Source organism: Bordetella sp. H567, assembly GCF_001704295.1.
Lineage (GTDB): Bacteria > Pseudomonadota > Gammaproteobacteria > Burkholderiales > Burkholderiaceae_B > Bordetella_C.
Genome location: NZ_CP012334.1, coordinates 4,037,177 through 4,062,521, shown reverse-complemented (window position 1 = coordinate 4,062,521; position 25,345 = coordinate 4,037,177). Strand labels below are relative to the sequence as shown.

Annotated in this window: 28 protein-coding genes; 6 read left to right on the top strand and 22 right to left on the bottom strand. The window is 64.7% G+C overall.

Annotated features, from left to right (window positions below):
• Positions 1–13 precede the first annotated feature (13 nt).
• The 3 genes from AKI39_RS18255 to AKI39_RS18245 form a co-directional block, all read right to left on the bottom strand.
• Positions 14–436, bottom strand: a complete 423-nt coding sequence (locus tag AKI39_RS18255) for a VOC family protein (protein ID WP_066639183.1) — start codon at positions 434–436, stop codon at positions 14–16.
• 95 nt (positions 437–531) lie between these two features.
• A complete protein-coding gene (locus AKI39_RS18250) occupies positions 532–1,419 on the bottom strand; it encodes a formate/nitrite transporter family protein (RefSeq protein ID WP_066639181.1) in 888 nt (295 codons plus the stop codon).
• Positions 1,420–1,439: 20 nt separating this feature from the next.
• Positions 1,440–2,375: an SDR family oxidoreductase gene (locus tag AKI39_RS18245; RefSeq protein WP_066639178.1), complete on the bottom strand. Its 936-nt coding sequence runs from the start codon at positions 2,373–2,375 to the stop codon at positions 1,440–1,442.
• A gap of 177 nt (positions 2,376–2,552) precedes the next feature.
• Here AKI39_RS18245 and AKI39_RS18240 point away from each other — a divergent pair, with 177 nt between their 5' ends.
• Genes AKI39_RS18240 through AKI39_RS18230 form a run of 3 tightly spaced genes read left to right on the top strand, consistent with a single transcriptional unit; the run spans position 2,553 to position 5,341 of the window.
• Positions 2,553–3,521, top strand: coding sequence for a Bug family tripartite tricarboxylate transporter substrate binding protein (locus tag AKI39_RS18240; protein ID WP_066639177.1), 969 nt, complete (start codon positions 2,553–2,555; stop codon positions 3,519–3,521).
• A 59-nt stretch (positions 3,522–3,580) separates the two neighbouring features.
• The gene (locus AKI39_RS18235) at positions 3,581–3,904 is read left to right on the top strand and encodes a hypothetical protein (protein ID WP_066639175.1); all 324 of its coding nucleotides are present in this window, start codon (positions 3,581–3,583) and stop codon (positions 3,902–3,904) included.
• A 39-nt stretch (positions 3,905–3,943) separates the two neighbouring features.
• Positions 3,944–5,341, top strand: coding sequence for a hypothetical protein (locus AKI39_RS18230; protein ID WP_066639173.1), 1,398 nt, complete (start codon positions 3,944–3,946; stop codon positions 5,339–5,341).
• 104 nt (positions 5,342–5,445) lie between these two features.
• Here the strand turns inward: AKI39_RS18230 and AKI39_RS18225 are convergent, their stop codons facing one another.
• The 3 genes from AKI39_RS18225 to AKI39_RS18215 form a co-directional block, all read right to left on the bottom strand.
• Positions 5,446–5,895 carry a low affinity iron permease family protein gene (locus AKI39_RS18225; RefSeq protein ID WP_066639171.1) on the bottom strand — a complete coding sequence of 150 codons (450 nt, stop codon included), beginning with the start codon at positions 5,893–5,895 and terminating at the stop codon, positions 5,446–5,448.
• A 49-nt stretch (positions 5,896–5,944) separates the two neighbouring features.
• Positions 5,945–6,271 carry a hypothetical protein gene (locus AKI39_RS18220; RefSeq protein WP_066639168.1) on the bottom strand — a complete coding sequence of 109 codons (327 nt, stop codon included), beginning with the start codon at positions 6,269–6,271 and terminating at the stop codon, positions 5,945–5,947.
• A 150-nt stretch (positions 6,272–6,421) separates the two neighbouring features.
• Positions 6,422–7,309: a manganese catalase family protein gene (locus tag AKI39_RS18215; protein ID WP_066639165.1), complete on the bottom strand. Its 888-nt coding sequence runs from the start codon at positions 7,307–7,309 to the stop codon at positions 6,422–6,424.
• 364 nt (positions 7,310–7,673) lie between these two features.
• Between AKI39_RS18215 and AKI39_RS18210 the strand changes: the two genes are divergently transcribed.
• Positions 7,674–8,162 (top strand): YciE/YciF ferroxidase family protein, encoded by a 489-nt coding sequence (locus AKI39_RS18210; protein WP_066639161.1) that lies wholly within the window; start codon positions 7,674–7,676, stop codon positions 8,160–8,162.
• A 111-nt stretch (positions 8,163–8,273) separates the two neighbouring features.
• Here AKI39_RS18210 and AKI39_RS18205 read toward each other — a convergent pair whose 3' ends face one another.
• The 7 genes from AKI39_RS18205 to AKI39_RS18175 form a co-directional block, all read right to left on the bottom strand.
• Positions 8,274–8,915, bottom strand: coding sequence for a DUF1109 domain-containing protein (locus AKI39_RS18205; RefSeq protein WP_066639160.1), 642 nt, complete (start codon positions 8,913–8,915; stop codon positions 8,274–8,276).
• On the bottom strand, positions 8,912–9,484 hold the full coding sequence (locus AKI39_RS18200; protein WP_066639159.1) for a sigma-70 family RNA polymerase sigma factor: 573 nt from the start codon (positions 9,482–9,484) through the stop codon (positions 8,912–8,914). The genes AKI39_RS18205 and AKI39_RS18200 overlap by 4 nt, the downstream gene beginning before the upstream one ends.
• A gap of 83 nt (positions 9,485–9,567) precedes the next feature.
• A complete protein-coding gene (locus tag AKI39_RS18195) occupies positions 9,568–10,209 on the bottom strand; it encodes a DUF1109 domain-containing protein (RefSeq protein ID WP_066639156.1) in 642 nt (213 codons plus the stop codon).
• A 13-nt stretch (positions 10,210–10,222) separates the two neighbouring features.
• Positions 10,223–10,726, bottom strand: coding sequence for a DoxX family protein (locus AKI39_RS18190; RefSeq protein WP_083229132.1), 504 nt, complete (start codon positions 10,724–10,726; stop codon positions 10,223–10,225).
• A gap of 5 nt (positions 10,727–10,731) precedes the next feature.
• Positions 10,732–11,526 (bottom strand): HvfC/BufC N-terminal domain-containing protein, encoded by a 795-nt coding sequence (locus AKI39_RS18185; RefSeq protein WP_066639153.1) that lies wholly within the window; start codon positions 11,524–11,526, stop codon positions 10,732–10,734.
• The gene (gene bufB, locus AKI39_RS18180) at positions 11,516–12,439 is read right to left on the bottom strand and encodes an MNIO family bufferin maturase (protein ID WP_083228919.1); all 924 of its coding nucleotides are present in this window, start codon (positions 12,437–12,439) and stop codon (positions 11,516–11,518) included. Before bufB ends, AKI39_RS18185 begins: the two co-directional genes overlap by 11 nt.
• A 33-nt stretch (positions 12,440–12,472) precedes the next feature.
• Positions 12,473–12,784: a BufA1 family periplasmic bufferin-type metallophore gene (locus AKI39_RS18175; protein WP_066639150.1), complete on the bottom strand. Its 312-nt coding sequence runs from the start codon at positions 12,782–12,784 to the stop codon at positions 12,473–12,475.
• 147 nt (positions 12,785–12,931) lie between these two features.
• Here AKI39_RS18175 and AKI39_RS18170 point away from each other — a divergent pair, with 147 nt between their 5' ends.
• The gene (locus tag AKI39_RS18170; RefSeq protein ID WP_201258515.1) at positions 12,932–13,162 is read left to right on the top strand and encodes a hypothetical protein; all 231 of its coding nucleotides are present in this window, start codon (positions 12,932–12,934) and stop codon (positions 13,160–13,162) included.
• Here the strand turns inward: AKI39_RS18170 and AKI39_RS18165 are convergent.
• On the bottom strand, positions 13,156–14,088 hold the full coding sequence (locus AKI39_RS18165) for a LysR family transcriptional regulator (protein WP_066639148.1): 933 nt from the start codon (positions 14,086–14,088) through the stop codon (positions 13,156–13,158). The genes AKI39_RS18170 and AKI39_RS18165 overlap by 7 nt on opposite strands.
• A gap of 160 nt (positions 14,089–14,248) precedes the next feature.
• On the opposite strand from AKI39_RS18165, the gene AKI39_RS18160 reads away from it, so the two are divergent.
• The gene (locus AKI39_RS18160; protein WP_066639141.1) at positions 14,249–15,808 is read left to right on the top strand and encodes a DHA2 family efflux MFS transporter permease subunit; all 1,560 of its coding nucleotides are present in this window, start codon (positions 14,249–14,251) and stop codon (positions 15,806–15,808) included.
• Positions 15,809–15,898: 90 nt separating this feature from the next.
• On the opposite strand, the gene AKI39_RS18155 is transcribed toward AKI39_RS18160, so the two are convergent.
• From AKI39_RS18155 to AKI39_RS18120, 8 genes are all read right to left on the bottom strand, one after another.
• A complete protein-coding gene (locus AKI39_RS18155) occupies positions 15,899–16,900 on the bottom strand; it encodes a PdxA family dehydrogenase (RefSeq protein ID WP_201258514.1) in 1,002 nt (333 codons plus the stop codon).
• 69 nt (positions 16,901–16,969) lie between these two features.
• Entirely contained in the window at positions 16,970–18,046 is a 1,077-nt protein-coding gene (locus AKI39_RS18150; protein WP_066639135.1) for an isocitrate/isopropylmalate dehydrogenase family protein, read from the bottom strand.
• Positions 18,047–18,076: 30 nt separating this feature from the next.
• The gene (locus AKI39_RS18145; protein ID WP_066639133.1) at positions 18,077–19,492 is read right to left on the bottom strand and encodes an MmgE/PrpD family protein; all 1,416 of its coding nucleotides are present in this window, start codon (positions 19,490–19,492) and stop codon (positions 18,077–18,079) included.
• 41 nt (positions 19,493–19,533) lie between these two features.
• A complete protein-coding gene (locus AKI39_RS18140) occupies positions 19,534–20,241 on the bottom strand; it encodes an FCD domain-containing protein (protein ID WP_066639131.1) in 708 nt (235 codons plus the stop codon).
• A gap of 75 nt (positions 20,242–20,316) precedes the next feature.
• Positions 20,317–22,035, bottom strand: coding sequence for an ABC transporter permease (locus AKI39_RS18135; RefSeq protein WP_066643281.1), 1,719 nt, complete (start codon positions 22,033–22,035; stop codon positions 20,317–20,319).
• A gap of 45 nt (positions 22,036–22,080) precedes the next feature.
• Positions 22,081–23,130, bottom strand: a complete 1,050-nt coding sequence (locus AKI39_RS18130; RefSeq protein ID WP_066639129.1) for an extracellular solute-binding protein — start codon at positions 23,128–23,130, stop codon at positions 22,081–22,083.
• Positions 23,131–23,144: 14 nt separating this feature from the next.
• A complete protein-coding gene (locus AKI39_RS18125; protein ID WP_066639127.1) occupies positions 23,145–24,212 on the bottom strand; it encodes an ABC transporter ATP-binding protein in 1,068 nt (355 codons plus the stop codon).
• A 225-nt stretch (positions 24,213–24,437) separates the two neighbouring features.
• The gene (locus AKI39_RS18120; protein WP_066639125.1) at positions 24,438–25,214 is read right to left on the bottom strand and encodes an SDR family oxidoreductase; all 777 of its coding nucleotides are present in this window, start codon (positions 25,212–25,214) and stop codon (positions 24,438–24,440) included.
• Positions 25,215–25,345: the final 131 nt, after the last annotated feature.

Below are 25,345 nucleotides of genomic sequence, written 5' to 3'. Positions count from 1 at the left end.
GATGCGGGCCGGCTTATTCGTCCAGGGGGATCGCCGGGTTCCACGCCACTTCCCAAAGGTATCCGTCCAGGTCCTGGAAATACCCCGCGTAGCCACCCCAGAAGGTTTTGCCCCCCGGCTTCACGATCCTGCCACCTGCCTGGCTCGCCTGTTCCAGCGTGCGGTCCACCTCTGTTTCGCTGCGCACGTTGTGCGCCAGCGCGAAACCCGTTGCGGGGCTGGGCGCGACGGGCAAGCCCGTATCGGCCGCCAGGCTGTCTCGTCCCCATAGCGCCAGCTTCAACCCCGGCTGCATATCGAAAAAGGCCACGGCGCCATGTTCGAACTCCGTGCCCACGATGCCCTTCGTGGGCAAGCCCAATCCATCCCGGTAGAAGGCAACGGCGCGTTCCAGGTGGTCGACGCCAAGGGTGATGAACGAGATCCAGGGTTGCACGTGTCGCTCCTGTTCGCGGGAAACCCATAGGGTAGCTGACTGGACATCGATCGGCGGCCAGCCTCGTTCGGCCATCGATGGCGATGCGGCCAGGATCAGGCCCGTGGATCCGCGACGCGTTCCTTGGTGTGGCCAGCCTCGTGGCGGTCTTCCAGCTCCGATGCGACTGCGGCATGGTTGATCATCGCGACCAGCGACACACCGCCGATGATGTTGCCGAGCAGCGTGGGCGCGAAGAAGCGAGCGATGAAGTCCTGGACCGAGGCATGGTGCGTCAGGACCGCGTAGGCCGCTTCCACCGATCCGGCAATGATGTGCGATAGCCGGCTGACACCGACGATATAGCTGATGAACAGTATCGTCAGCAACCGCGCCGAGCGCGCGCTGGGCAGCAGCCAGACCATCAATGCGATCAGCCATCCGGCGAATACCGCCCGCAGCACCGTCGGCCAGAATGCATCCGGGATGGCCTCCATGGCCAGCGTTTGCAGGCTGTGGACGACTTCCGCCTGGAAGACGCCTGGCACGATAAGCAGCGCGGCAAACGCGATCGTCCCCGCCACATTGACCGCCAGCACGACGGCCCACAGCCGCAAGGCCGTGAGCAGGGTGCGCCCATCGCGATGCATCAGGACGGGCAGCACGACCGTCAAGGTGCTTTCGGTGAACAGCTGCTGCCGTCCCAGGATCACGATCACAAAGCCGGTGCAATAGCCCAGGCCGGCGACCAGGTGCCGCCAGGCCGTCTCGGGCATGCCGGCCGCGAGCACGGCCTGGACCAGGAAAGAGAAGCCCATGGAAAGGCCCGCGGCCAGGGCCGACCATGCCAGTGCGCCGACGGGGCGCCGCAAGGCGGCTTCGCCGTCCTCCCGGACGATCTCATGGATGACCAGGGCGTGCGGCGTGGAGTGCTCGGCGGCCTGCCCCTGTTCGTCTTCGGAAAGATGGGGAGATCGGCCGCCGGCGTCGCGATGGTCGGGCATGGCGATCCTTCAGGGCTACGCTACGAAGGCCGGGTATTGCGGCGCATGGCGTCGTCCGGGTCCGCCGGATTGCTGTCGCCGAAGCCCGCGGTTTCGCCGCTTTCCCCAGGCACGTACAAGGTGCCTTGATGCGGATGCGAGGGGGCGTTGCGCTGCTGCCTTCCCATCTGTTTCTTCGCCATCTTGTCCGCCAGTCCCGGCAGCAGCTTGAACATGGCGGTGTTGATGACCGACAGCGCGCCTACCTTCACTTCCCGGTCGCCATCCGTGGCGGCGCCCAGGATGGCGGCGGCGACTTTCTCCGCGGGAATCATGGGGGAAGGCAGCTTGGCGGCCTGGTCCATATAGTTGGCCGCATGCTCGGGAAAGGGCGTGTCCACCGCCGTGGGCTGGATGAGCGTGACGGACACCGGCGCCTTGTCGGCTTCCAGTTCGATGCGCAATGCATCAGTAAAACCTTTCACGGCGTGCTTGCTGGCCGAATACATGCCCTGCAGCGGCACCGTGGCATCCGAGACTTCGCTGCCCACGTTGATGAGCGCGCCGCCGCGCGCCTTCAGCAGCGGCAGCGCCGCCAGCGAGCCGTGCACCACGCCCCAGAAGTTCACCTGGAAGAGCCGCAGGGCATCCTCTTCCGGCACTTCGTCCAGGCGTCCGTAGATGGACAGGCCGGCGTTGTTGACCCAGGTGTCCACGCGGCCGTAACGCTCCATGGCGACGCGGGCGACACGGTCCATGTCCTCGCGGACAGACACGTCGGCCGCCACGGCGGTCGCCTCGTAGCCGTTGCGGACCAGCTCCGCCGCAACGTGTTCCAGCGTGCTGCGGCTGCGCGCCGCCATGACCACGCGGGCGCCTTGGTGCGCGGCCAGCATGGCGGTCGCGAGCCCGATGCCGCTGGAGGCCCCGGTGATCACGATGACCTGTTCAGCAATGGGTTTGAGTTTCAGCGCCATGGGATTCTCCCCTTGAGTTGACATGTTGGCAGTGCAATCGACATGCCGGGCGGCGCAATGGGCGACATCAGCGTAAGGGTGGTTTGCCCATCCGGCAGCGCAGGTGCATAATCCCTGCACCTATCGCGCCCCGTATGGAGGCCATAACGATGATTCGAGACACGTCCTTCTCGTAGCATGGCGATATCGCGTCGTGGCGTGCTGGCAGCGGTCGTTGCCGGCGCCACACTCCCGATACGCAGCATCGCGCAAAACAATCCGCACGGCGTCATCCGCATTGTGTCGCCGTACGAACCCGGGGGCGGTACGGACATACTCGGGCGCATTCTGTCCAGGAAGTTCGGCGAAAACCTCCACGTATCCGTCATCGTCGACAATCGCCCCGGCGCCAATGGCACGATAGGCTCGGCCTACGTTGCCCGCAGCGAGCCTGACGGCAAAACCCTGCTAGTCGTGCCGGCCGGGTTCGCGGCCAATCCGGCGCTTTATCCCAATCTGCCGTTCGATTCGAGCCGCGACCTGGCGCCCGTGTCCTTGCTGGCTTCCGGGCCCCTGGTGCTGGTGGTGCATCCGAGTCTTCCCGTGCATACCGTCAAGGATCTGATCGCCTTGGCGCAGTCCAAGCCCGGGGCGCTGAATGCCGGCTCGGCCGGACGTGGCTCGCTTCCTTCCCTATGTGCCGGGCTGTTCAACCTGGACGCGGGCACCCGGATCACGGAGGTTCCCTACAAGGGGGCCGGCGCGGCCGTCGCCGATTTGCTCAGCGGCCAGGTGCAGCTGTACTTCATGAACGTGCTGCAATGCCTGCCGCTCATCAAGGCCGGCAAGCTGCGCGCCCTGGGCGTGACGACGCCAAGCCGTAGTCCGATCGCGCCGGATCTGCCGACCATCGCGGAAAGCGGCGTGCCGGACTTCGACATGACGAACTGGTATGGCCTGCTTGTCCGAGGCGGGACGCCGCCGGAGCTCGTCCATGCCCTGCAGCAGGAATGCGCGCGTGCGCTCAAGGCCGAGGATACGCGCAGGCAGCTCGCCGACCAGGGCATGACGGCGGTTGCCGGCACGCCGGAAGACTTCGCGGCTTTCCTGAAAACCGAAATGGCCAAGTCCGGACGCATTATCCAGATGACGGGACTGAAGTCATGACCCGCCGCGACCCTCGGCCAGCACCTGAAACGACGTCCATTTCCCTGGGAGATACAAGCATGCCAGCCAACGCCAACGAACCCGTGTTCGACGTATTGTGGCCATTGTCGCGCAAGGCGGTGAAGCCGGTTGCCCGCGCGCCCCGCGTGCCGGACCTGAACGGCAAGGTCATCTGCGAATTGTGGGACGTCATTTTCCGCGGCGAGGCGATCTACCCGCTGGTGCGCGAATACATCAAGAAGCGCTTTCCCGGCGTGAAGTTCGTCACGTACGAGAACTTCGGCAACTTCCACGGCGCGCGCGAACACGCCGTCATGGCCACCATTCCCGACAAGCTCAAGCACTTCCAGGCAGACGCCGTCATCGTGGGCATAGGTGCCTGAGGCGCGTGCACACCCGCCGTGTTGCGGGCAGCCGCTGCAGTGGAAAAACTGGGAATTCCGACGGCCTCAATCCTGGGGTCCGGATTCCTGAAGCAGGCCGAAGTCCTGATGAAGGGGCTGGGCGTGCCCTTGTCCATCGGCGTCTATCCGGGCGCGCCCATGGTGGACAGCGAGGAAGAACTGCGTCGCAAGGTAGAGTCATCGCTGGCTCCCGGCTTGCTGGCGGGATTGACCGGCACGGACGCCGGACTGGATACCGGCATGCCTGGCATGGAGGCCGAGGCCGAGCAAGCCGAGCCCGAGCCGGATACCGTCATCCTGCGCGGCGATTATGACGAGGTGCAGGAATACTTCCATCGCCAGATGTGGACGGATGGCTTGCCCATCGTGCCGCCGACGCGGGCGCGCGTGGACGCCTTCCTGGCCTACACCGATCTGGATCCCGGCCATGTCTTTCGCGCCATTCCGCAGGAAGGACGAGAGGCCTCGGTGCGTAGCATCGCGGTGACCGGCGTGATGGCCGGTTGCCGGCCGGAGTACATGCCGGTGCTGGTTGCCGTTGTCGAGAACCTGTGCGATCCGGCATACCGGGTAGAGGACTCGGGATCGACGCCCGGCTGGGAACACATGGTCATCGTCAACGGCCCCATTGTGAAGGCGCTGGATTTCAACACGGGACAGGGCGTGATGCGGTTCGGCCGCCAGGCCAATACCAGCATCGGCCGTTTCGTTCGCATGTACCTGCGCAATATCTGCGGCTTCCGTATCCCGCCGGGCGCGGGAGACAAGTGCAGCATCGGGCAAAGCTTCCTGGTGGCGCTGGGCGAGGACGAGGACAGCGCGCGCGAGATCGGATGGCCCACGTACGCGGAAGATCGAGGGTTCGCGGCCGGCGAGAACATGGTCACCTTGCGCAGTGTCGTCAGTATTTCCTCGCCCATCTACAGCGCCGGCGACGAGGTAATGCCCCATGTGCGGCAATGGGCAGACGTCATCGGCGGAAGCTTTACCTACTGGGCCCATACCGGTTTCAAGACGGGCTTATGGAGCCCGCTGATCCTGGCAGGACCCAGCGTGGCCGCCGTGATCGCCAAGCAGTGGAGCAAGGACCAGGTACGCCAATACCTGCGCGACACGATCAAGGTCAGCGCTGCCCGGGCCACCCACCATGCACGGATGACGAGCACGCCCACCTTCAGCTTCGAGCGCCTGGTGCGCGAGGGCATCCTGCCGGCGGAATATGCGGCCTCCGATGATCCCGAGCGGCTGGTGAATGTGATCATCGATGCGGCCATGGTCGAGATCGTGGTGGCGGGGGATGCCGGCCGCAATCAGTCGCGGGCCTATATGAGCAACCATGTGCAGGGGCCGCCGACCAGCCGCAAGGTGCGCCTGCCCAAGGACTGGGACAGGCTGCTGGCGCAGGCAAGGAAGTAAGGCAAGCCGAAGCAGGGACCTTGCCGGCAGGCGCCTGGGCATCTGCGGGGGCGCCCGTGCTTTTGTACGGCCGTCGATGGACGCTTGCCGCGCGCCCTATGGAATCACGATTGGTCGGCTTCCCTGCCCGCGTGATGATGGTGCGATGTCTTCGCGCGCGACCGCTTTTCGCGCTCGCCGCGCATCTTGTCCAGGTTTACCTGGTATGACTTGGCTGCCGCCTCGCACCTGGCGTGGAGGACCTCCAGCTCTTTGTCGGTCAGCTTTTCTATGCCCATGAACTCGTCTTCGGCGTTGGATGAGCGTATGAGTTCGTCCAGCTTGGTCTGCAGGGCGTGGCCATCGCGATTCTGTGAGTTTTGGATCACGAATACCATCAGGAAGGTGATGATGGTCGTGCCGGTGTTGATGATCAGCTGCCAGGTTTCGGAGTAATGGAACATCGGGCCGGTGGCCGCCCAGATGACGACCAGCAGCACGCAAAGGATGAACGCATAGGGGCTGCCGGCGGCGCGTGCGGTGGCGTTGGCGAATTTGGCGAACAAACGGTCCATGATGGTCTCCCTGCCGGATGCGAACCTACGGTAGAGCAAGCCACGTGCCTTATGCACCTTTTCGCTTCCGGTGCCGGGGGGCGGTGAGTTCCTCCTTGATCTGGCCCAGTTCGCGTACGCAAGGCTCCGCCGCGAGGTCGTGCTGGAATTTTTCCCAGACCTGATCCAGGCAGTTGCCCGGCTTGGGAAAGCGCTCGCGCAGCTGCTCGGCACGCAACAGCATGGCACGCAGGCGTTTTATTTCGTGAAGCAGGGCGATGACGTCATGCCACACCACGGCATCCTGATAAGAACAGGGAGCGCGGTCCGGTGTCACCTCGTAGCGCGCGCGGATGCGGGTGAGGTCGTCGCGGGTCAGGGGCGGCCGGAGCGGCATGGCAGAGCAGCATATACTGTATGGATAAACAGTATATCGTCAGCTCCGCTCACTTGGGGCTTGTTCTTTCGGCGGCCACGGCGCAAGGCGCGTTCACGCGCCGTGACCGCACCTGGCGGCGCGATCACGGCTGCGGCGATCACGACGGGATCACAGCGTACGCGTTGCGTTGCCCGCGCCCAGATCCGCCCCGGTTTCCGGATTGGATTGCGGGTCGGACGCCGTACGCGCCACCAGGCCTTGCAGCGCCTGGGTCTCTTCCACGCTCAGTTGCTGGACGCTGGCCATGCCGTCGCCGTCCTGCGGGCCCGCCTGCGCGGCGGTGGGAACGAACTCGAAGTTCTCGTCGCTGTTCCAGGGGCCGCGCGTGTCGCCTTCGCCTTCCGACATATTGAAGTAGGTGTTGGCGAAACGCGGGTCGGGAGGCAGCTTGCCCGGCGGGAAGTTGGGCTGCATGGAGTACAGCGCCTTTTCGAAAGACTTCTGATGCGATACTTCGCGCGTCATCAGGAAGGTCAGCGCATCCTTGACGCCGGGGTCGTCGGTCACGTTGATCAGCCGTTCGTAGATGATTTTGGCGCGCGCCTCCGCGGCAATGTTCGACCGCAGGTCACATGAAGGATCGCCGATGGAATCGATATAGCCGGCACTCCACAGCTGCCCGCCGGAATTGGTCAACGCCGGCCCGCCGCCGTACAACACTTGCGTGACGTGCGAATCGTTGCCCGCGCCATGGATGGCCCGGTAAAGCTCCGCTTCCTCGTCGACGGCTTCGGCAAGCTTGCCTTTCGCGCCCTTGTTCAGCATGGCCACCAGCGTGCCGATGACTTCAAGGTGGCTCAATTCCTCCGTCGCGATGTCGATGAGCATGTCCTTGCGGCCCGGGTCTTCCTCGGCGACGTATTGCGTGAAGTAGCGCATCGCCGCCGCCAACTCACCCTGCGGGCCGCCGAACTGCTCCAGGAGCAGGTTCGCCAGGCCAGGATTGCTTTCCTGGACGCGCACCGTGTATTGCAATCGCTTGTTGTGAGCGAACATAAATCCTCCATTCGGGATTTTGTGCCGCGAGCCCGCTGCCCGCGATCGGGCCAACCGAGAGCAACCCGTATTCCCGCGTGCGCCCATGCCGGTGGACAGTGCGGCCGGCTTGCCGCGATGGCGGTGTGGTGGCAGTGTGGTGGCGCGTGATGCGCCATGCCAGGCTCGCCGCGCCTGGGGCCATGCCTGCTCATCAGCGTCTACGGTGACGGGGCGTTCGTCAATCGCGCGGCTGGTGGCGGCGTCGGCCAAGGATGGTCTACAGGCATGTCGCTTGCATGTGGGTACCGCGAACCAGGCATGACGCGCTGCGTTCGATTAGCAAGTCATTCCGATATCCACTATCCCGTACAGGAGCACATTCATGGCTGCGAAAACCGTTGAGGATCTCTTTCTGCATGAACTATCCGATATCTACAGCGCGGAGAAGCAACTGACCAAGGCCTTGCCGAAAATGGCCCGCGCGGCGACCACTCCCGAGCTGCGGACGGCGTTCGAAACACACCTGCAAGAGACGCAGGGCCAGATCGATCGTATCGACCAGATCGTGGAAAAGACGGGGCTGCGCCTCAAGCGCGTAAAGTGCATGGCCATGGAAGGCCTGGTCGAGGAAGGCAAGGAAGTGATGGAGGAAATCGAGAAGGGCCCCGTGCTCGACGCGGCCCTGATCGGGGCCGCCCAGAAGGTGGAGCACTACGAGATCGCCAGCTACGGCACGCTGGCCGCGTTTGCCAAGCAGCTGGGCCAGCAGGACGCGCTCAAGCTGCTGCTGGAAACGCTGCAGGAAGAAAAGTCGACAGACGAGAAGCTGACGGCGCTGGCCAGCAAGGTGAACCAGAGCGCCAAGGGCTGATCACCGATCGCGCGCCCGCGCCGACTCGCGTCGCAGTGCGCCACCCCAGTGGTCATCCCGCGTGGCGCGGCAATTCCTTGTGATAGCCGCGCCACGCGGGTTTTTTGTTGTCTACCAGCGCAGCAGTGCCGGGCCGAGCAGAGCCCCCAGCAAGGCCGGCAGGAGCATGCCGGCCACATACCATACCGCCCAGAACGCCACGCCCATTTCCGGACAGTGCAGGCAGTAGGCGATGGCTGCGACCGAGCTGGCCAGCAACCCGGCGACGGCGCCAGCCGCGCGCAAACGGGTGGGCGCCAGTCCCTTCATCGCCCAGAACACGCCAATGAAGGTCGGCACCGACAGCAGCGCGATATTGAACGGGCAGGTGCGCCAGGTGGAGCCCAGGATCATCGGCAGGCGTTCCGGAGCCGGCGCCACGGCCAGCACCAGGGCGGCGGCGACCCAGACGACAGCCGGCGGCACGGCGAGCCATCGCCACCCATGGCCGACCGGCATGCCGGGGCGCGACAGGCGCACCGCGGTCAGCAGCGCCGCGGCCGCCACGCCGGCGGGGAACGCGATCTTGGCCCAGAACAGCGGCGTGACCATCATCGTTTGGATGTCGGGCCGTATTCCGAATATCACGGACATCAGCAGTACCGAACCCAGCGCGCCCAACAGCACTCCCCAGCGGTAGCGCCGGGCCAATACGTCCCGGTCCACCGGGGCGACGTTGGCGGCCAGCAGGGAGATCATGTCGTCTGTCTTCATAGCGTGCCTCGTATCTTTGCCGCCAGCGCCTTGAGTCCGCGGTGCACGCCCACTTTCACCGCGGATTCCGAAAGGCCTGTCAGCTGCGCGGTTTCCGCGACGGAAAGCCCCTGTAATTTGACATGGAGGATGGGTAGCCGGTGCCGATCCGGCAATTGGGCGAGCAGCTTGTCGACGTCGCGCCGGGCCTGCGCTGCTTCTTCGTCGGATTCGGCGAAGATGTCCTGCTGGTCGTCCAGCGGTTCGTTCAGTGCTTCGTGGCGCGAGCGGTGGCGCAGGTAATCGGCGACCTTGTACCGGGCGATGGCGTGGGTCCAGGCGGTCAGGGGCTGGTCGGGAAGGTAGGTATGGCGTCCGTTGTGCACGGCGATCAGGATCTCCTGGACGATATCCTCGATATCGTCCGGCAGGCGATATAGGCGCTTGCGCAGAAACGCGCGCAGATGCGCGCCCAAAGCCTGGAGAAAGGCGTGATAAGCCCGCGCATCGCCGTCCAGTCCCGCAAGGAGCAGGGCGCGCAGCCTGATTTCGGCGGACTCCGGCGGTGCATACTGCGGTGCTGGGTTCATGGCGGCTTCGGCAGCGGGGCGCGAAAAGTTCTCGTGATTCTACGCGGCGGGCGCGGGTTGCATGAGTCGGGCGGACCGGATGCCTACCATCGCAGGTAATTCGGGGCCAATGCGGCGCCGATGCCGGCGGTGACGGCGATCGCCAGCACGTGCCAGACGCTCCAGAACGGCACCGGCATGACGGGGCAATAAAGCGAATAGACGAGCAGCCCTTGTGCACCCGCCAGCAGGCCCGCGCCTGCGCCGGCGGGCATCAGGCGCGTGGGGGCGAGCCCCTTCATCGCGTGCATGACGGCGGCCAGCGAAGGCAGCGACAGCAGGACCACGCCCGCCGTGGTGGTGCGCCAGGTATGGCCCACCACCAGTTGCAGGCGATAGTCCGAAGGCGTCGCGAGCTGGAACGCGGCGGCGACGAGCAGCATGCTGGCGATGGGCGCGGTGGTCGCGACCCAGGCCAGTGCCAGCGGGGTTCCCGGACGCGACAGGCCTTCGGTCAGCTTCAGGGCCGCCGCGATGATCGCCAGGGGAAAGGCAAGGCGGATCCAGAACATCGCTTTCAGCATCTGTTCCGGCATGTCGCTGCCGAAGCCGTACAGCGCGACCAGCAGCGCGGTGTTGCCCGCCAGCCCGATCATGAGGGCGCGATTCAGCGTGCGGGGGACGGCGTTGCGCTCGACCGGCGCAAGGTCGCCGGCCAGCCTGGAGACCAGATCCTGTGTTTTCATCGGCGTATACGGCTCACGATCGCGGCAACCGGTCCCCCAGCAGATGGTCGATGGAAATGCGGCCGGGTCCCCAGGCCGCGATTCCCAACGCCATCGCGGCCCAAGTCAGGTGCACCGGCCAGCCGTCCGGCACGGTCAGTTCAATGATGCAGGTCATCAGGAGCAGGCCGATGGCGGCGAAACGCGTTCCCAGCCCCAGCACCAGCAGCACCGGGAACATCACTTCGCCGCAGCCGGACAGGAAGGCGAAGACGGCAGGAGCGGGGAAAGGATAGGGGCCGCCGGGCAGGTGCAACTGGAACTCGTCGGTGAACAGGGTGATCGCCGTGTCGTTCAGCTGCAAGAAGCCCTGCCATTTCAGGATGCCCGATCTCCAGAACGGCACGGCCAGCGCGATCCGCAGCAGCAGCTGGACGAGCCATGGCTGTGCGAACCATTCGACCGTGCGCCGGGCCGCGATGACGGCCCTTGCGGGACCGCCGCGGGCGGGCCGTGGGGTATGTGGTATGGCCGACATGATGGTCAATCTCCGTGTTCAATGGCGGTGAAGACGCCCGCCGACATCATCCCCGCGAGGTTCGCGGGAAGATCGAAGGCAGGGCTTTCCTGGAATGCGGCGGCAGCCGCCTGCCCCAGCGTGGCGCCTTCCATCAGACGACCGAGGAAGACCGCGCCGCCCGCCGGCAGGCGCGACACGATGACGTCCTGCGCGGGCCGCGTGATGAGCGCGTCTTCCGCTTCGTTCGAACACAGCGGCGTCACCGGACCTTCCGCCTTGTTCATCGTGAATATCGATACGGCAGGGTATATCGAGCGCACGACACGCGCGGCCGGGTGCGGCGTGAAACGCAATTCGGCCAGGCATGCCGGGGGGACGGCGGCGAGCGCTTCGGCCGCCAGCGGAGGTGCATCGGCGGCGTGATAGGCGTCCAGCCAGGCGCGCTCGATGCGCGCGGTATCCGCCAGCCAGGGCATGTCGCGCGCATATTCGTAAGCCTCGATGAAGGCCGGGAAGTCCCGTCCGTACTCGAACAGCAGTGGCGATACGGGCGGCCTGGCGCGGATGTGGAAGCGGGCCATCGCGCGGAAGAAGTCCACGCCCGTGATGCGCTGGACCGCGGGATAGATGGCGGCCAACGCGTCGATCAGGCTGACGGTCACGTTGTTGCGATAGACGTTGTATCGCTTGATCACGCCCTTGCCGCGCCGCGCGACGGCGTCTTCGGGCGCGGGGCGTGCGGGGTCGGTCAGGCCCGCCGCGAAATCCCCGGCATGAGCGTGGGCCTCGTCCTGGTGCAAGCCATGCTCACGATGCATGATGGAGAACCTCCGCGGGTGCGCCCGCATGGGCCGCCATGATCCGGTATGCCGCCTGTGCCTGGGACCGCAGCACGCTCCAGTCGGGCAGTTTGCTGTCCCATTCGATCAGTGTGGGCGTGGGGCCGATGCGCGCGACGACGCGCCGGTACAAGCCCCACACCGCATCGGCGATGGGGCCGTCGTGGCTGTCTATGAGCAGCAGTTCGTCTTCGTCGTCGCGCTGTTGGCCATGTCCGGCCAGATGGATCTGGCCGACGTGCCGGAGCGGGAAATCGTCAAGGTAGGCGGCCGCGGAATAGCCATGATTGGTCGCCGATACGAACACGTTGTTGACGTCGAGCAGCAGGCCGCAGCCGGTCCGGCGCGCGACCGCGTGGATGAAATCCGTCTCGCTTAGCGTCGACGATGCGAACGCCACGTACGTCGATGGATTCTCCAGCAGCAGCGGGCGCCGGATCGCATCCTGGACTTGGCCGATGTGCGCGCACACGCGGTCCAGGGTTTCCCTGGTGTAAGGCAGGGGAAGAAGGTCGTTGTAGAACGTTCCGCCATGCGAGGACCAGGCCAGGTGTTCCGACACCAGGGCAGGCTCGTACCGCAAGACCAGGTCGCGAAAGCGCGCCAGGTGTTGCGTGTCCAGCGCATCGGGCCCGCCGATCGACATGCAGACCCCGTGCAGGGAAAGCGGATAACGCTCGCGAATGGCGGCGAGCATCCGGTGCGGCGGACCGCCGGCACCCATGTAGTTTTCGGCGTGGACCTCGAAGAACCCGCCCTGGGCGCCGTCCGCGAGTATCGCGGACAGGTGTCCGGGCTTGAAACTGGTGCCGGCGAGTATCGGCGCGGCCGGCGCCGCAGGGCGGGGACGGCCGGGTTCGCGAACCGCCGCTGTCACGGTGCAAGCGTTCATGGCTATCCCCGTTTCCCGTGGTCGTTCGCGCGATCAGGACTTGATCGGCGTCAGCGAGCCGTGGCCGCCGCCGGGAACCTGGATGCTGGTGCACGTACCGCCTTGCACGAACTTCCAGGCATTGCCCTGGAAGTCCATGGTCGAGGTGCCCTGGCAGGTGGTGCCGGGACCCGCGGCGCAATCGTTCTGGCCCTTCAGGGCGACGCCGTAGCACTTCTCCTTGTGCGCGGCCAGGGCAGCGTTGGTTTCCGCCTGGGTCAAGGGGGCGGCATGGGCCATGGAGGCAAAGATGCTGGCGACGGCGCTGGCCAGCAGGGCGGAAGTCACGGTGGTTTTTGTGGACATGGGATGTCTCCGGTGGTGGCATGAAGGTATCCGTGGCGGATACACAAGCTAATTCGCCGGTACCGGCGCGCGGGTTACAGCGCGGTCGAAAAAAACTTTCGCGGCGGAGCGACCAACGCTTCCACATCCCAGGCGCAATGGGCCGCCTTGCTGCTGGCGCCTACGCTGATCGGCGCAATCGCCTTCGTGCATGGTTCGCACGGGTGGATCTATACGAGCCCCGGCGGCGGCTGGGAGTATCTGGCCGTGCTGCTGTTCATTTCCGCGGCGGTCGTTCTTCTGGGCAACGGCGCGCTATCGCTGCAAGACCGCCTGGCCGGCGCATCCCGCCGCGCGCGGGAAACCGGCTGGTCCGCGTCGGCCAGCGTCGCTCAATGACCGGGGCCTGCCTGGGCCGGCTCCATCCCGGGCAGCGAATCGGCCAGCGCGAAAAGCTCTTCGATCAGCATCTGTACCCGGCTGGCGCGCTGGCGGCTAGGCGGGTACAGCACCCATATCGTCGGGCCGGGGGGCTGGTATTCGGTCAGTATTTCGACCAGCGCGCCCTTGCGCAGCTGCGGCAGGGAAACGTAGTCGGGCGCCTGGATGATACCGACGCCCTGCGCGGCCGCTTCCAGCAGCGCTTCGCCATTGTCGATGAGCATATTGCCGCTGACGGCAACGTTGTGATGAGTCTGCTTGGCGTCGACGAAATCCCACAACCATTTCAGCCGGCGGCCGGGCCGGACATACAACAGGCAGTTGTGCTCGGCCAGGTCTTGCGGGGTTTGCGGCGTGCCCCATTCCTCCAGGTAGCCGGGCGCCGCGGCGGTGACGATGCGCGACACGCGCAGCTTGCGGGCAACCAGGCGAGAGTCGGCCGCATTGCCGACAGCGACGGCCACGTCGAAACTGTCTTCGGCAAGGTCATCCAGCCGGTCCGACAAGGTGACGCTGATCGTCAGTTCCTGAAAACGCTTGGCGATGCTGTTCATCAGCGGCATCAGCCAGATCTTGCCGTAGCTGACCGGCAGCACCACCCGCACGGTGCCGCGCGGCGTTTCCCGCAGCGCGGTGATCTCGTTCTTGGCTTCCTCGAGCTCGTCCAGGATGCGCTTGCATCGCTCGTAGAACGCCAGGCCGTCCGGCGTCGGGTTGACCCGGCGGGTCGTTCGTTCCAGCAGCTTGGCGCCCAGGTCGGCCTCCAGCTTGGAAAGAATGCGACTGACCGTGGCGTTGGATGTCTCCAGTGCATCCGCCGTTTTGGTCAGGCTGCATAGTTCCACCACCTTGACGAACACACCGATTTCGCTGAACTGATCCAACGTCGATTCCCCTCAGATGACGCGGTTTGATGGCGGCGACATCGTAACCCAGGCGGATCGCGAGGTCATGCCCTTTGGGGACGGAGATGCGTCCCAGGGGCGCTCAGCTTGCATTCAGGTCGCCATGAGACCCTAGGAGCAGGTATCCAAAGGCAGTCTCATGGCCACTCAGCAAACTCCTTCCCCTTTGCCGCCCTTGCATGGGGGGCAACTCATCCTGGCGACGGTCGCCGTGGCGCTGGCGACCTTCATGAACGTGCTCGATACGTCGATCGCCAATGTGGCGATTCCGACGATATCCGGCAACATGGGCGTGTCCGTCGACGAAGGCACCTGGGTCATCACGGTGTTCGCCGCGTCCAACGCGGTATCCATTCCCATGACGGGCTGGTTGACCCAGCGGGTGGGCCAGATCCGGCTGTTCGTCGGCGCGATCGCGCTGTTCACCCTGGCATCCTGGCTCTGCGGCATCGCGCCCAGCCTGCCGGTGCTCTTGTTCGCACGCGTGCTGCAGGGCGCCGTCGCGGGGCCGCTCATCCCGATGTCGCAGGCGATCCTGCTGGGCTCCTATCCCAAGGAGAAAAGCTCCATGGCGCTGGCGCTGTGGGCCATGACCGCCACCGTGGGCCCGATCGCCGGACCTTCGCTAGGCGGCTGGATCACCGACAGCTACAACTGGTCGTGGATTTTCTACATCAATATCCCGGTCGGCATCTTCGCCGCCCTGGTGACCTGGAGCATCTATCGCCACCGGGAGACGCCGACGCGCAAGCTGCCCATCGACCTGGTAGGCCTGGTTCTGCTGGTCACCTGGGTAGCGGCGCTGCAGATCATGCTGGACAAGGGCCGCGACCTGGACTGGTTCAATTCTCCGTTGATCGTGGGGCTTGCGGTCACGGCTTTCGTCAGCTTTACGTTTTTCCTGATCTGGGAACTGACGGAAGACCATCCCATCGTCGACCTGCGGCTGTTCGGCCAGCGCAATTTCAGCGGCGGCACGATCGCGATCTCCATCGCCTATGGCGTGTTCTTCGGCAACCTGGTGCTGCTGCCGCAATGGATGCAGGAATACCTGAACTACCGGTCCGTCGATGCCGGGTTGGTGATGGCGCCGCTGGGTATTTTCGCGCTGCTGCTGTCGCCCGTGCTGGGCAAGCTGCTGCCGCGGTCGGATGCCCGCATCATCGCCACGGTGGCCTTCCTCTGCTTCGCCGTCGTGTTCTACATGCGCTCGAACTACGTCACCCAAATCGATACCTGGCACCTGGTGTGGCCGACGCTGCTGCAAGGCATTCCCATGGCCCTGTTCTTCGTGCCGCTGACCGCGATCATCCTGTCGGGCCAGCCTCCGCACCGGATACCGGCGGCGGCGGGGCTGTCGAACTTCGTGCGGGTGTTCTGCGGCGCGGTTGGCACGTCCATCGCGGGAACGGTATGGAACAACCGGACCGTCATGCATCATGAACGCTTGACCGAGGTGGCCACCTCCACCAACCCGGTGTTCACCCAACAGATCGATTCGATACGCGCGCTGCTGCACCTGAATACCGGCGCGTCGAACGCATTGTTCGACGCGATGTTGAACGCGCAGGCGGCCATGATGGGATTGAACGATATCTTCTATGTGTCGGCCGCCATCTTCCTGTTGATCATCCCGCTGATCTGGATCACGCGGCCCGCCAAGGGCGGTGCCGGCGCAGATGCGTCGGCGGCGCATTGAACAGCGTATGAGGGCGCCGCGCGCGGGAAATAATGGCGCCGCGAACCGCCGAACGGATCCGGGCCACAAGCTTGCGCCGGCGTGGGACGCTTATGCCCGAGCCGCCAATCGGCTTGCCAGGGTCAGCGCGGCCTCGATCGCGCCCGTATTCGCGACGCCCTTGCCGGCGATGTCGAAAGCGGTGCCGTGCGCGGGGGTCGTGAAGACCGTGTCCAGGCCGGCCGTGATCGTGACGCCGCGATTGAAGCCCTGCATTTTCGTGGCGATCTGCCCTTGGTCATGATACATCGAAACCACCCCGTCATACTCGCCGGCGAAGGCTTTCAGGTAGACCGTATCCGAGGGGAATGGGCCCGAGCAGGCGATGCCCCGGGCAGCCATGGCGGCCACGGCGGGACCGATGATGTCGATTTCCTCCGTGCCGAAAAGGCCGCCTTCGCCGCCATGTGGATTGAGCGCCGCGACGGCGATCCGGGGGGCGGCAATGCCGGCTTTTCTCATCATGCTGTCCGACAGCACGATAGCCTCTTCGACGGCTTCGCGTGTGATCTGGTCCAGCGCCTGGCGCAGGGCAATATGCGACGTCACGCGAGACATCCACTGATTGCCGAGCACGTTCATCTCGCTGAAATAGCCTTGATGTCCCAGCAGATGCGCGAACATCTTGTGCTCGTCCGGGAACTTCCAGCCGCCGTCATACATGGCGCGCTTGTTCAGCGGTGCGAAGGTGATCGCGTGGACCTCGCCCGCCTTCGCGAAATCGATGGCGCGCGATAGCGTTTCGCCGGTCAGTCGGCCCGACTCCGCGCTGCCGACGCCGGGCGGGTAGCGGGCCGGGTCGGTGTTGGCCAGATCGACCAGCGCAATCGAATTGTGCGACCAGTCTATCGAGGCCGGCTTATCGTAGCGCCGGTATTCGAAGGACACGCCGGCCTGGCGCATGCCAAGGTCCAGGACGCGCGCATCGCCCACCACGACGATGCGCGCGGTGTCCGCCATGCGGCGGTCGTGCAGAATGCGTGCGACCTGTTCGGGTCCGATGCCGGTGCAGTCTCCGGGCGTCAGGGCGATGATCGGTAGTGGATGGCTCATGATGTCCTTGCCTGGGGAAGTTGCGAAGGATGATGTGATCTGAATCGGCGACCCGCCGATTCGTCCTGCTCAGGCCGCTTCGATCGCCGCAACGATGCCGCGCGTCATATCCCTGGTATTGCCGCTGCCCTTTATATCCCGCGTGCGGGTGGCGGGATCCGCGAGTGCGGCGGTGATCGCGCCCTCCATCAGCGCGGCCGCCTTGACCGCCTGCTCGACACCGCGATTGTGGCCCAGCCACTCGATCATCATCCGCGTGGATTCGATCATCGCGTAGGGATTCGCGATGCCCTTGCCCGCGATATCGGGCGCCGAGCCGTGGGTGGCCTGGGCCATTGCCAGGCTGCCGTCGCCGATGCACAGCCCCGGCGCCATGCCCAGGCCGCCCACCAGGCCCGCTGCTTCGTCGGTCAGTATGTCGCCGAACATGTTGGTGGTGACCACCACGTCGAAAGTCTGGGGATCGCGAACCAGGCGCATGGCCATGGTGTCCACGATGACCTCGTCCACCGCGACGTCCGGGAATTCGCGCGCGACGCGGCGGCATTCCTCGACGAACATGCCACAGCCCAGCTTGAACACGGTGTCCTTGTGGACCAGCGTCAGTCGTTTCCGCCGTTGCCGGGCGATCTCCAGCGCGACGCGCGCGACACGGGCCGAGCCAAGACGCGTGATGACGCGCACGGAGATCGTCACATCGTCGGTCGGCCGGAACTCCCCCGACCCGGCCACGACGTTGCGGTCCGGCTGGAAACCCTCGTTGTTCTCCCGCACGATCACGAGATCGATATCGTCATGGATGGCACCCAGGCCGGGATAGGAGCGTGTGGGCCTGATGTTGGCGAACAGGTTCAGACGCTTGCGCAGGATGGGGTGGGGATTGATCGCGCCGGGAACCTTGGGGTAGGCCTGATGGCCTATGGGGCCGAGGATGAAGCCGTCCATGCCGGAGACCGCCTCCAGCGTGCCGTCCGGGAATGTCGAGCCCTGCGCCTCAAGCGCCGTGCGGCCGATGGGCATGGGCCGCCAGTCGATGAGCAGGCCGGTTTTGGCCGCCGCGGCGCGAGTCACCTCGACAGCAGCAGGCACGATTTCATGTCCGATGTCGTCGCCGTTCAGAATGCCGATCACCAATGGATTTTGCATGGATAGACCTTTGGAGGTTCAGGGGTTCGCTCAGGCGATACGGATCAAGCGGCGTGTCAACGGCTCCATCGAATCGAGCTTTTCCAGTCCGCTCACCAGCTCGACGATTTCGGAGGCGGTATTCCTGTCCATGCCGGCGAATTCGGCGTTTTCGTGGAACTTGCGGGCGACCTCGTCGTAGCTCATTGGCATGGCCGGACTGCCCTTGCCGAAATCGGCGCGCCCGGATATGCGGCGGCCGTCGGCGAGGTCGATATCGATCAGCGTCGTCATCAGGTGATAGCCCGCGGCCTCGGCCACGTCATCGATAACGAAATCCACCTTTTCGATCATGGCCTTGACGTCCTCCCGTTCGACGGCGGCGTCGGTGAACTCGTTGAGGCCCGCGCGGCCCTCCAGCAGCAGGATGGCGATGCAGAACTCCATGGAAAATTTTGCCTGCAGCTCGTCTTTCGGACGATGATGTATCAAGGCGTTCGGCATGTTGGAGTTGGTGCCCACGCGCACGTGCCTGACGTCCTTGGCATGGATACCGTTGGCCTGGATAAGACGCAGCATCTCGGTCATGCCGGGGTGCGTCAACGAGCCGGAGGGGTGGGGCTTGATCGACACACCGGGATCGAACAGGGTCCACGGCGCGCCCAGTTTGCCGAAGATGGCGGCCGGATCGTAGCCGCCTCCCGCCGCGGAAAAGAAGCCGCGCGGCGCTTCGAGTATGCGCGGCGCGGCCGTCCAGCCGTAAGAGGCGAACTGGGCCGCGACGACGCCGCTTTCGGATGCGCGGCCAGCATGGAAAGGCTTGGTCATCGTGCCGAAATTCTCGCGCAGGCCCGCCGACTGGCTACCCGCCATCGACAAGGCGCGCCGCGTCGTGGCGACATCGAGAGCCAGCAGTTTGGCGCCGGCCACCGCGCCGGCGAAGGTGCCGCAGGTGCCCGTGGCATGGAACCCGGTTTGATAGTGGCGCGGGGCGATCGCTTCGGCGATCTTGCATTCCACTTCGACGCCCAGCTGATAAGCCAGCATCAGTTCCCGGCCCGGCGCATTGACGAGCTCGGCGACGGCGAGCGCAGCCGGTAGCGCGGGCGCGGTGGGGTGCGTCAACAGGCCGTACACCCGGTCCTTGGCCACGGCGAGCTGGGTGTCGTCATAGTCGTCCGCATGGATACCGACGCCGTTGGCGAAAGCGGCGAAGCGAGGGGCGACCTTGCGTCCGCCCCCGATGAGGGTCGCCGCGCCGGCACCGAGGTTCAGCTCGTCCAGATGACGCCGCACCAGGTCACCGGTTTTGGATACCGACCCCGAAAGGGCCAAGCCCAGGCCATCGAGGATGGACTTTTTCCCCAATTCGATGACGTCCGCGGGAAGATCGTTCGCGCGGGTGTTCACGACGAACTCGGCGACGTATCTCGTCAGTTCCACGTCCGATGCTTGATGCTTGTCCATGTCTGTCCTCGCGTTGAGTGTGTCGTGGGTGTGGGTGGAGCCTATCGACAGCCGGCCTGGCCCGGCTGTCCGGCGTTTTGGGTCCGGACAATGCCGTTGACGATGTGCAAGCGTGCGGCGATCAGGGTGCGAACAGGGTCCCCAGCCTCCAGCGCGTCGACGATTTCACGATGCTCGGCATTGGAGACGTGCAGGACATCGGGGCTGGAGAGTGCGCGATAGCGCTGGATATGCAATTCGCGCACGAGACTCTGGTAGATCGCGCTGAGCCGGTTGTTGCCTGCCATCAAGGCGATCTGCTTGTGGAATTCGAGATTGACCGGATAGTAGATATGAACGTCGCCGAGCACGGCGATCTCATCCATGCGCGCGAGCAGCGCCCGCAGGATTGCGATTTGCGCGGGGCTGACGCTTTCGGCGAGCATCATGGCCATGCAGCCGAAAATGCCGGCACGCGCCACGGACAGGTCCTGGGCCTCTTCGTTCGACAGCGCCCGGATGAAAAAACCGCGGTTGGGAATGATTTCGATCAGTCCCATCGCGGCGAGGGCGCTACACGCTTCACGAATGGGCCCGCGGCTGACGCCGAGCCGATGCGATAAGCTGTTTTCATTGACGCGCTCGTTGGGCTGGAACTCGCCGTCGATGATCATGCGCTCGATTTCGGCCTGCACCACGTTGGTCAGCGACTTGGTGCGCAGAAAGTTGATCGCGGAGACGCTGGAAGATGGGTTCGGAAGATCCGACATCGTGGAGGACTGTGAGTGGGCCGGAGGCGGCGGGAAGCGTTGCCGATAGGGGGGGTGCAGGGCTGCCGGGCCGCTTCAGCTGCGGTGGGCGGTTTGGGATCCCCCGAGTATGGGAAGGGCATTGGCAAGAAAAACGACGGCGAATGAGGCCACCAGAAGAAGGATGCCGAGCACGCAGATGGCGCCGAGATCGCCGCTCTCGTTAAGGTCGTAGATGATGACCGACACCAGTTTGGTGTTGGCCGTCGTCAGTAGAATGGTGGCGGACAATTCGCGGATCGTGCCGACGAACACAAAGCACCAGGTGGCGATCACGCTGGTCCGCAGCAGCGGTGCGGTGATCTGCCACAAGGCCCGCAGTCGCGACGCGCCCAGTATGCGGCTGGCCTCTTCAAGTTCCGGGTGCACCCCCGTGAACGCCGACGATATCTGCTGGTAGCCGGCGGGCAATTCGATGGTGACGAAGGCGATCAGCAGGATCCACAGCGTGCCGTAAAGCTGGAACGTGGGGTTGGCATAGCTCAGGAAAAGCCCCACGCCCAGCACGATGCCGGGGATCGCGACCGGCGCGGTCGCCAGCATGCCCAGGATTTGCGTTCCCCATATCGCCCTGCGCGCGGCTAGGTACGACACCACCAGGGCCAGGGCGGTCACCGCCGTGGCGCTCAGCAAGCCGAGGATCAGGGTATTGCTCAGGGCGAGCCGGGTCGCGGAGAACTCGAACAGCACGAAATGCCAATGGCTTAGCGTCAGCGTGCTCAGGTTGACGGGGTCGCCCACGGTTTTGGTGAAGGACACCTTCAGCAGGGCGGCATAGGGCAGGAAAACCGTCAGGCACAGCACCGCGAAAACGAAGGCAAGCGCCGCCCATTTCCAGCGGCCCAGCTCCGTGACACGGGGCGTGCCGCTCTTGCCGCCCAGCACCGTATACCCCTTGGCGCCCAGTATCGCCTTCTGAGCACGGAGCAATCCTACCGTGATCAGCAACAAGGGGATGGAGGCCGCCGCGGCCAGGCCAAGCCGGGCGGGAAACTGGAAAAAGCTCCAGATCTTCGTCGTGACGACGTGAAAGCCGGCCGGCAACGCAAGGATCGCGGGCGAGCCGAACATCGTCAGCGATTGGAGCAGGGCGATCAGCATGCCCGCGAGCATCGCGGGCAACACGAGCGGGATGGTCACCTTGCGCAGCGTCGTTATCGGCTTGCCGCCCAGGATGGACGAGGCATCCTCGAGGTCGGACGGGACCTTGTCCAGCGCATTGGCGACAAGCGTAAACACATAAGGGAAAGTGAAGCAGGCGATGGCGAAGACAATGCCGGTAAACGTGTAGATATTGACCAGCCGATCGGTGCGTGCCAGGCCAAAGAGGGCACGGTAGGCGACATTGACGAGCCCGCTATTGGGTGCAGCCAGGATTTCGTAGGCGATGGCCCCCAGAAAGGGCGGCGTGACGAACGAGGCGGTAACAAGCATGCGGATCTGGCGGCGGCACGGTAGATCGGTGCGTGCGACCAGCCAGGCCATCGGCGTGGCAATCAGGCATGCCAGGACGGCCACGCCCAGCGCCATGCCTATGGTCCGCTTATAGGCGGTGAACAGGCTGGCGTCGGAGAAGAGCGCGGCCAGGTTCTGGAATGTGAGCTCCCCGCTATCGCCGCGGAACGCGTAGTAGAGCAGCCAGAACAGGGGAAGAATGACCAGCACGCCCAGCACCAGCGCGAGCACGACAAAGGTGAGCACCGAGAAATCGATGCGGCGCGACGGCGGCTTGTGCGCGAGTGTGATGCTGGTCATGGTTCCCATACCAGTCCCCTGTCTGGAATCGAAGCAAGGCTCGGATCAGGTGCCGAAGTATTTTTCGTAATTGGACTTGATCGTCTGTATCTGCGGCTCCAGCTTCGCGGGGTCCGAATTCAATATCTTGATTTTCGAAAGCGGCGTGCGGTTGGGGTTCTCCTTGACGTCCGGGTGGAACGAGCGCAGGCCACCGAAATCGCTATTGAGCTGCTGCGCTTCCAGTGAGAACAGGAATGCGTAGAAGAGCTTGGCGGCATTCGGATGGGGGGCGTCCTTCAACACTCCCGCATTACCCACGGCGATCGGCGTGCCCTCGGGCGGATAAACGATCTTTATCGGTACCCCTTTCTCCTGCAAGCGGAAGATGTTGTACTCGTTGCCGTCCACTTCGACGGCTCTTTCCTTTTCCGCCAATTTCTTCGGCGGCTCGGTGGACGACTGCACCTGCATCACATCCTGCTTGCCGAGCTTTTCAAAGTAATCCCAGCCCAGCAGCTGGCTGAGCACGAAGGTCGCCGTCATGATGGTGCCGCTATAGCCGGGGTGCCCTTTGACCATCTTGCCCTTGAAGCGCGGGTCCAGCAGGTCCTTCCAGGTTTTCGGCGCGTCCGTTTCCGTCATGAGCGCGGTGTTGTACGCCATGACCGAAAGGTGCGCGCGGTAGGCGGCGAAATAGCCGTCAGCGTCGCGATCCGCGGCCGGCCATTTCTCGGCCACGACTTTGGGCACCAGCGGCCGCAGCCACCCGTGCTGTTTGAAATACACGAAATTCACCGCATCCGAGGTTTCGATGACGTCGACATTGTGTATCCCGGTCGAGTACTCCTGGCCGATACGCTGGAAGACGCGCTCGGAGCCGGAGCGTTCCACCTGTACGGTGACGCCGGGATACTTGGCCTGGAATTGCGCGGCTATCTTCTCCGCGACCGCCACGTCGGTGGCGGTGTAGAAAACGACCTTTTTTTCTGCCTTGGCGGCCGCCACCAGTTCCGGTGTGACGTCGTAAGGCGCGGGCGGTGCCGCCCTGGCGCCGGTCGCGGCGGCCAGTCCCGCCGCGAGCAGCGCGACGACTGTTTTTGCCTTGTTCCACATGTTTGTCTCCTCCGTTATTGCGCGAGCGCCCGGCAGTTTTCCGGTGCGAAGTAAAGACCGACCTCTTGACCGACGGAAATCGCGACGTTGACTGGCGCGACGGCGCGCACCGTTTCGCCACCACGAAGCGTGACCAGGTAATCCCGGTGGGATCCGAGGTAGATCTGGCGCTTGACGATGCCCGCTGCCCAGTTGGCGGTCGTGTCCTTGGGCTTGGTCTGGAACAGCTGGACATCATGGTGCCTGACGGAGACCGCCGTCCGGCCACCGGCGGCGAAACTTCCGCTGGCGCACCGCAAGACGAAACCGCCGTCGCATAGCACGGTGTCCTGGGCATCTCGGGTGCCCTTCAAGATGTTCGTCCCGCCGATGAAGCGCGCGACAAATTCGGTTTGCGGCCGCTCATAGATGTCCTCGGGCGATCCCACCTGTTCTATGCGACCTTCGTTCATGACCACGATAATGTCGGCGGTGGTCATTGCCTCCGCCTGGTCGTGCGTGACATATACCGTGGTGTAGCGGAACTCGTCGTGCAGGCGGCGTATCTCGAAGCGCATCTCTTCGCGCAGGTTTGCGTCCAGGTTGGACAGCGGTTCGTCCAGCAGCAGGATCTCGGGCTTGATCACCAGGGCGCGTGCCAGCGAGACGCGCTGCTGCTGTCCCCCGGACAGTTCTCCGGGATAGCGGTCTTCCAGCGCGCCGAGCTGCGTGGAGGCCAATATGGTGCGGACCCGGGATGCGAGGTCCTGGGCGGGCAGGCGTCGCAGCTTCAGGCCATAGGCGACGTTCTGGAACACCGTCATGTGGGGCCAGAGCGCGTAGCTCTGGAAGATCATCGACATGTTCCGGGCTTCCGGGGGAACCGTCGATTCCGCCGAGGAGATCGTCCGTCCGCCCACGCGGATTTCGCCACCGTCGGCCTTGCCGAACCCGGCGATCAAACGCAGCGTCGTCGTCTTGCCGCATCCGGAAGGGCCGAGCAGGCAGACCAGCTTGCCTTTGTCGACCGACAGGTTCACGTCCTTGATGACCGTCAAGGAGCCATAGCGTTTGGTCAATCCATCCAATTCGAGGAACGACACCCGTGCTCCTTTACATGGCCGGTTCTTGCGTGAACGCCCCTTCGATCAGCGAGGCCGTGGACCGCTGAAGATTGTCAACAGATTACTATCGGGAGGTGTCCTCGCAGTAACCGTCAGGAGGACTAAGCCAAGAGGGGGATGGCTCAATGGCGAGTGCCGAGCCCGCCCTCAGGCAAACGCGGCAAGCCGGCCGGAGTGGCCGGGCAACGCGGCCCAGGCAGTGGCCTAAACGACGGGGGAAGCCCCGCCGTCCACGTTGATGGCGGTGCCGGTGATGTAGGAGGCCCAGTCCGAGGCCAGGAAGCATGCCGCGGCGGCGAATTCGTCGGCCCGTCCCACGCGTCCGAGCGGAATGCCGGCAGCCATTTCCCGCAGCACCGTGGCGACGGGAACGCCACGCGCGTCGGCGCGCCGTACCCATTGGTCGCTTTCGATCTTGCCCACCAGCAGCGCGTTGACCAGGATGTTGTCGGGCGCCCCTTCGGCCGACAGGGCCTTGGTCAGCGCCATGCCGGCGGCGCGCGAGACGGACGTCGGCACCGATTTGGCGCCCGGCGCTTTCGCGCCAATATTCAGGACATTGACGACACGTCCCCACCGCCGCTCCTTCATCTGCGGCCAGACCAGTCGCGTCAGGCGGATGGCGGCGAAGAGCTTCAGGTCCAGGTCATCCTGCCAGTCCTGGTCCGTCACGTCGCCAAACGGCCGCGCGGCCGACGTCCCGGCGTTGTTGACGATGATGTCGACGCGGCCGAAGCCCTTCATGGCACTGTCGTACAGGTTTTGCACGCCCTGCGCCGTGGACACGTCGCAGGCGCAGGCATGCACCTGTCCGCCCTGGCGTTGCGCCAGCGTGGCGTGAGCCGCTTGCAGGGGCGCTTCCGTGCGGGCCGCGATGACGACGTTCGCGCCGCATTGCACAAATCGATCCGCGATGGCATGGCCAAGGCCCTTGCTGGCGCCAGTCACGATGGCGGTGCGTCCTTGCAAACTGATTTCCATGGGTTTTCCGTGGTCGGTTGAACAGGCGTGCGGCAAGGCGCCAGTGTATGGCAAAGCGGTGCTATTGATGCCGTGCGGTAAGCGCCGCCTGCCGGCCCATGATTTTTTGTCATGCGCCCCGTGCGTTTATT

Bases quoted from the DNA above. Each gene is read 5' to 3' on its own strand.
- AKI39_RS18145 (WP_066639133.1), bottom strand. From the start codon at position 19,492: ATGGACAAGCATCAAGCATCGGACGTGGAACTGACGAGATACGTCGCC.
- AKI39_RS18175 (WP_066639150.1), bottom strand. From the start codon at position 12,784: ATGTCCACAAAAACCACCGTGACTTCCGCCCTGCTGGCCAGCGCCGTC.
- AKI39_RS18240 (WP_066639177.1), top strand. From the start codon at position 2,553: ATGGCGATATCGCGTCGTGGCGTGCTGGCAGCGGTCGTTGCCGGCGCC.
- AKI39_RS18130 (WP_066639129.1), bottom strand. From the start codon at position 23,130: ATGTGGAACAAGGCAAAAACAGTCGTCGCGCTGCTCGCGGCGGGACTG.
- AKI39_RS18250 (WP_066639181.1), bottom strand. From the start codon at position 1,419: ATGCCCGACCATCGCGACGCCGGCGGCCGATCTCCCCATCTTTCCGAA.
- AKI39_RS18160 (WP_066639141.1), top strand. From the start codon at position 14,249: ATGGCCACTCAGCAAACTCCTTCCCCTTTGCCGCCCTTGCATGGGGGG.
- AKI39_RS18140 (WP_066639131.1), bottom strand. From the start codon at position 20,241: ATGTCGGATCTTCCGAACCCATCTTCCAGCGTCTCCGCGATCAACTTT.
- AKI39_RS18220 (WP_066639168.1), bottom strand. From the start codon at position 6,271: ATGCCGCTCCGGCCGCCCCTGACCCGCGACGACCTCACCCGCATCCGC.
- bufB (WP_083228919.1), bottom strand. From the start codon at position 12,439: ATGAACGCTTGCACCGTGACAGCGGCGGTTCGCGAACCCGGCCGTCCC.
- AKI39_RS18135 (WP_066643281.1), bottom strand. From the start codon at position 22,035: ATGACCAGCATCACACTCGCGCACAAGCCGCCGTCGCGCCGCATCGAT.
- AKI39_RS18155 (WP_201258514.1), bottom strand. From the start codon at position 16,900: ATGAGCCATCCACTACCGATCATCGCCCTGACGCCCGGAGACTGCACC.
- AKI39_RS18210 (WP_066639161.1), top strand. From the start codon at position 7,674: ATGGCTGCGAAAACCGTTGAGGATCTCTTTCTGCATGAACTATCCGAT.
- AKI39_RS18235 (WP_066639175.1), top strand. From the start codon at position 3,581: ATGCCAGCCAACGCCAACGAACCCGTGTTCGACGTATTGTGGCCATTG.
- AKI39_RS18205 (WP_066639160.1), bottom strand. From the start codon at position 8,915: ATGAAGACAGACGACATGATCTCCCTGCTGGCCGCCAACGTCGCCCCG.
- AKI39_RS18150 (WP_066639135.1), bottom strand. From the start codon at position 18,046: ATGCAAAATCCATTGGTGATCGGCATTCTGAACGGCGACGACATCGGA.
- AKI39_RS18245 (WP_066639178.1), bottom strand. From the start codon at position 2,375: ATGGCGCTGAAACTCAAACCCATTGCTGAACAGGTCATCGTGATCACC.
- AKI39_RS18200 (WP_066639159.1), bottom strand. From the start codon at position 9,484: ATGAACCCAGCACCGCAGTATGCACCGCCGGAGTCCGCCGAAATCAGG.
- AKI39_RS18190 (WP_083229132.1), bottom strand. From the start codon at position 10,726: ATGTCGGCCATACCACATACCCCACGGCCCGCCCGCGGCGGTCCCGCA.
- AKI39_RS18185 (WP_066639153.1), bottom strand. From the start codon at position 11,526: ATGCATCGTGAGCATGGCTTGCACCAGGACGAGGCCCACGCTCATGCC.
- AKI39_RS18215 (WP_066639165.1), bottom strand. From the start codon at position 7,309: ATGTTCGCTCACAACAAGCGATTGCAATACACGGTGCGCGTCCAGGAA.
- AKI39_RS18195 (WP_066639156.1), bottom strand. From the start codon at position 10,209: ATGAAAACACAGGATCTGGTCTCCAGGCTGGCCGGCGACCTTGCGCCG.
- AKI39_RS18225 (WP_066639171.1), bottom strand. From the start codon at position 5,895: ATGGACCGTTTGTTCGCCAAATTCGCCAACGCCACCGCACGCGCCGCC.
- AKI39_RS18120 (WP_066639125.1), bottom strand. From the start codon at position 25,214: ATGGAAATCAGTTTGCAAGGACGCACCGCCATCGTGACTGGCGCCAGC.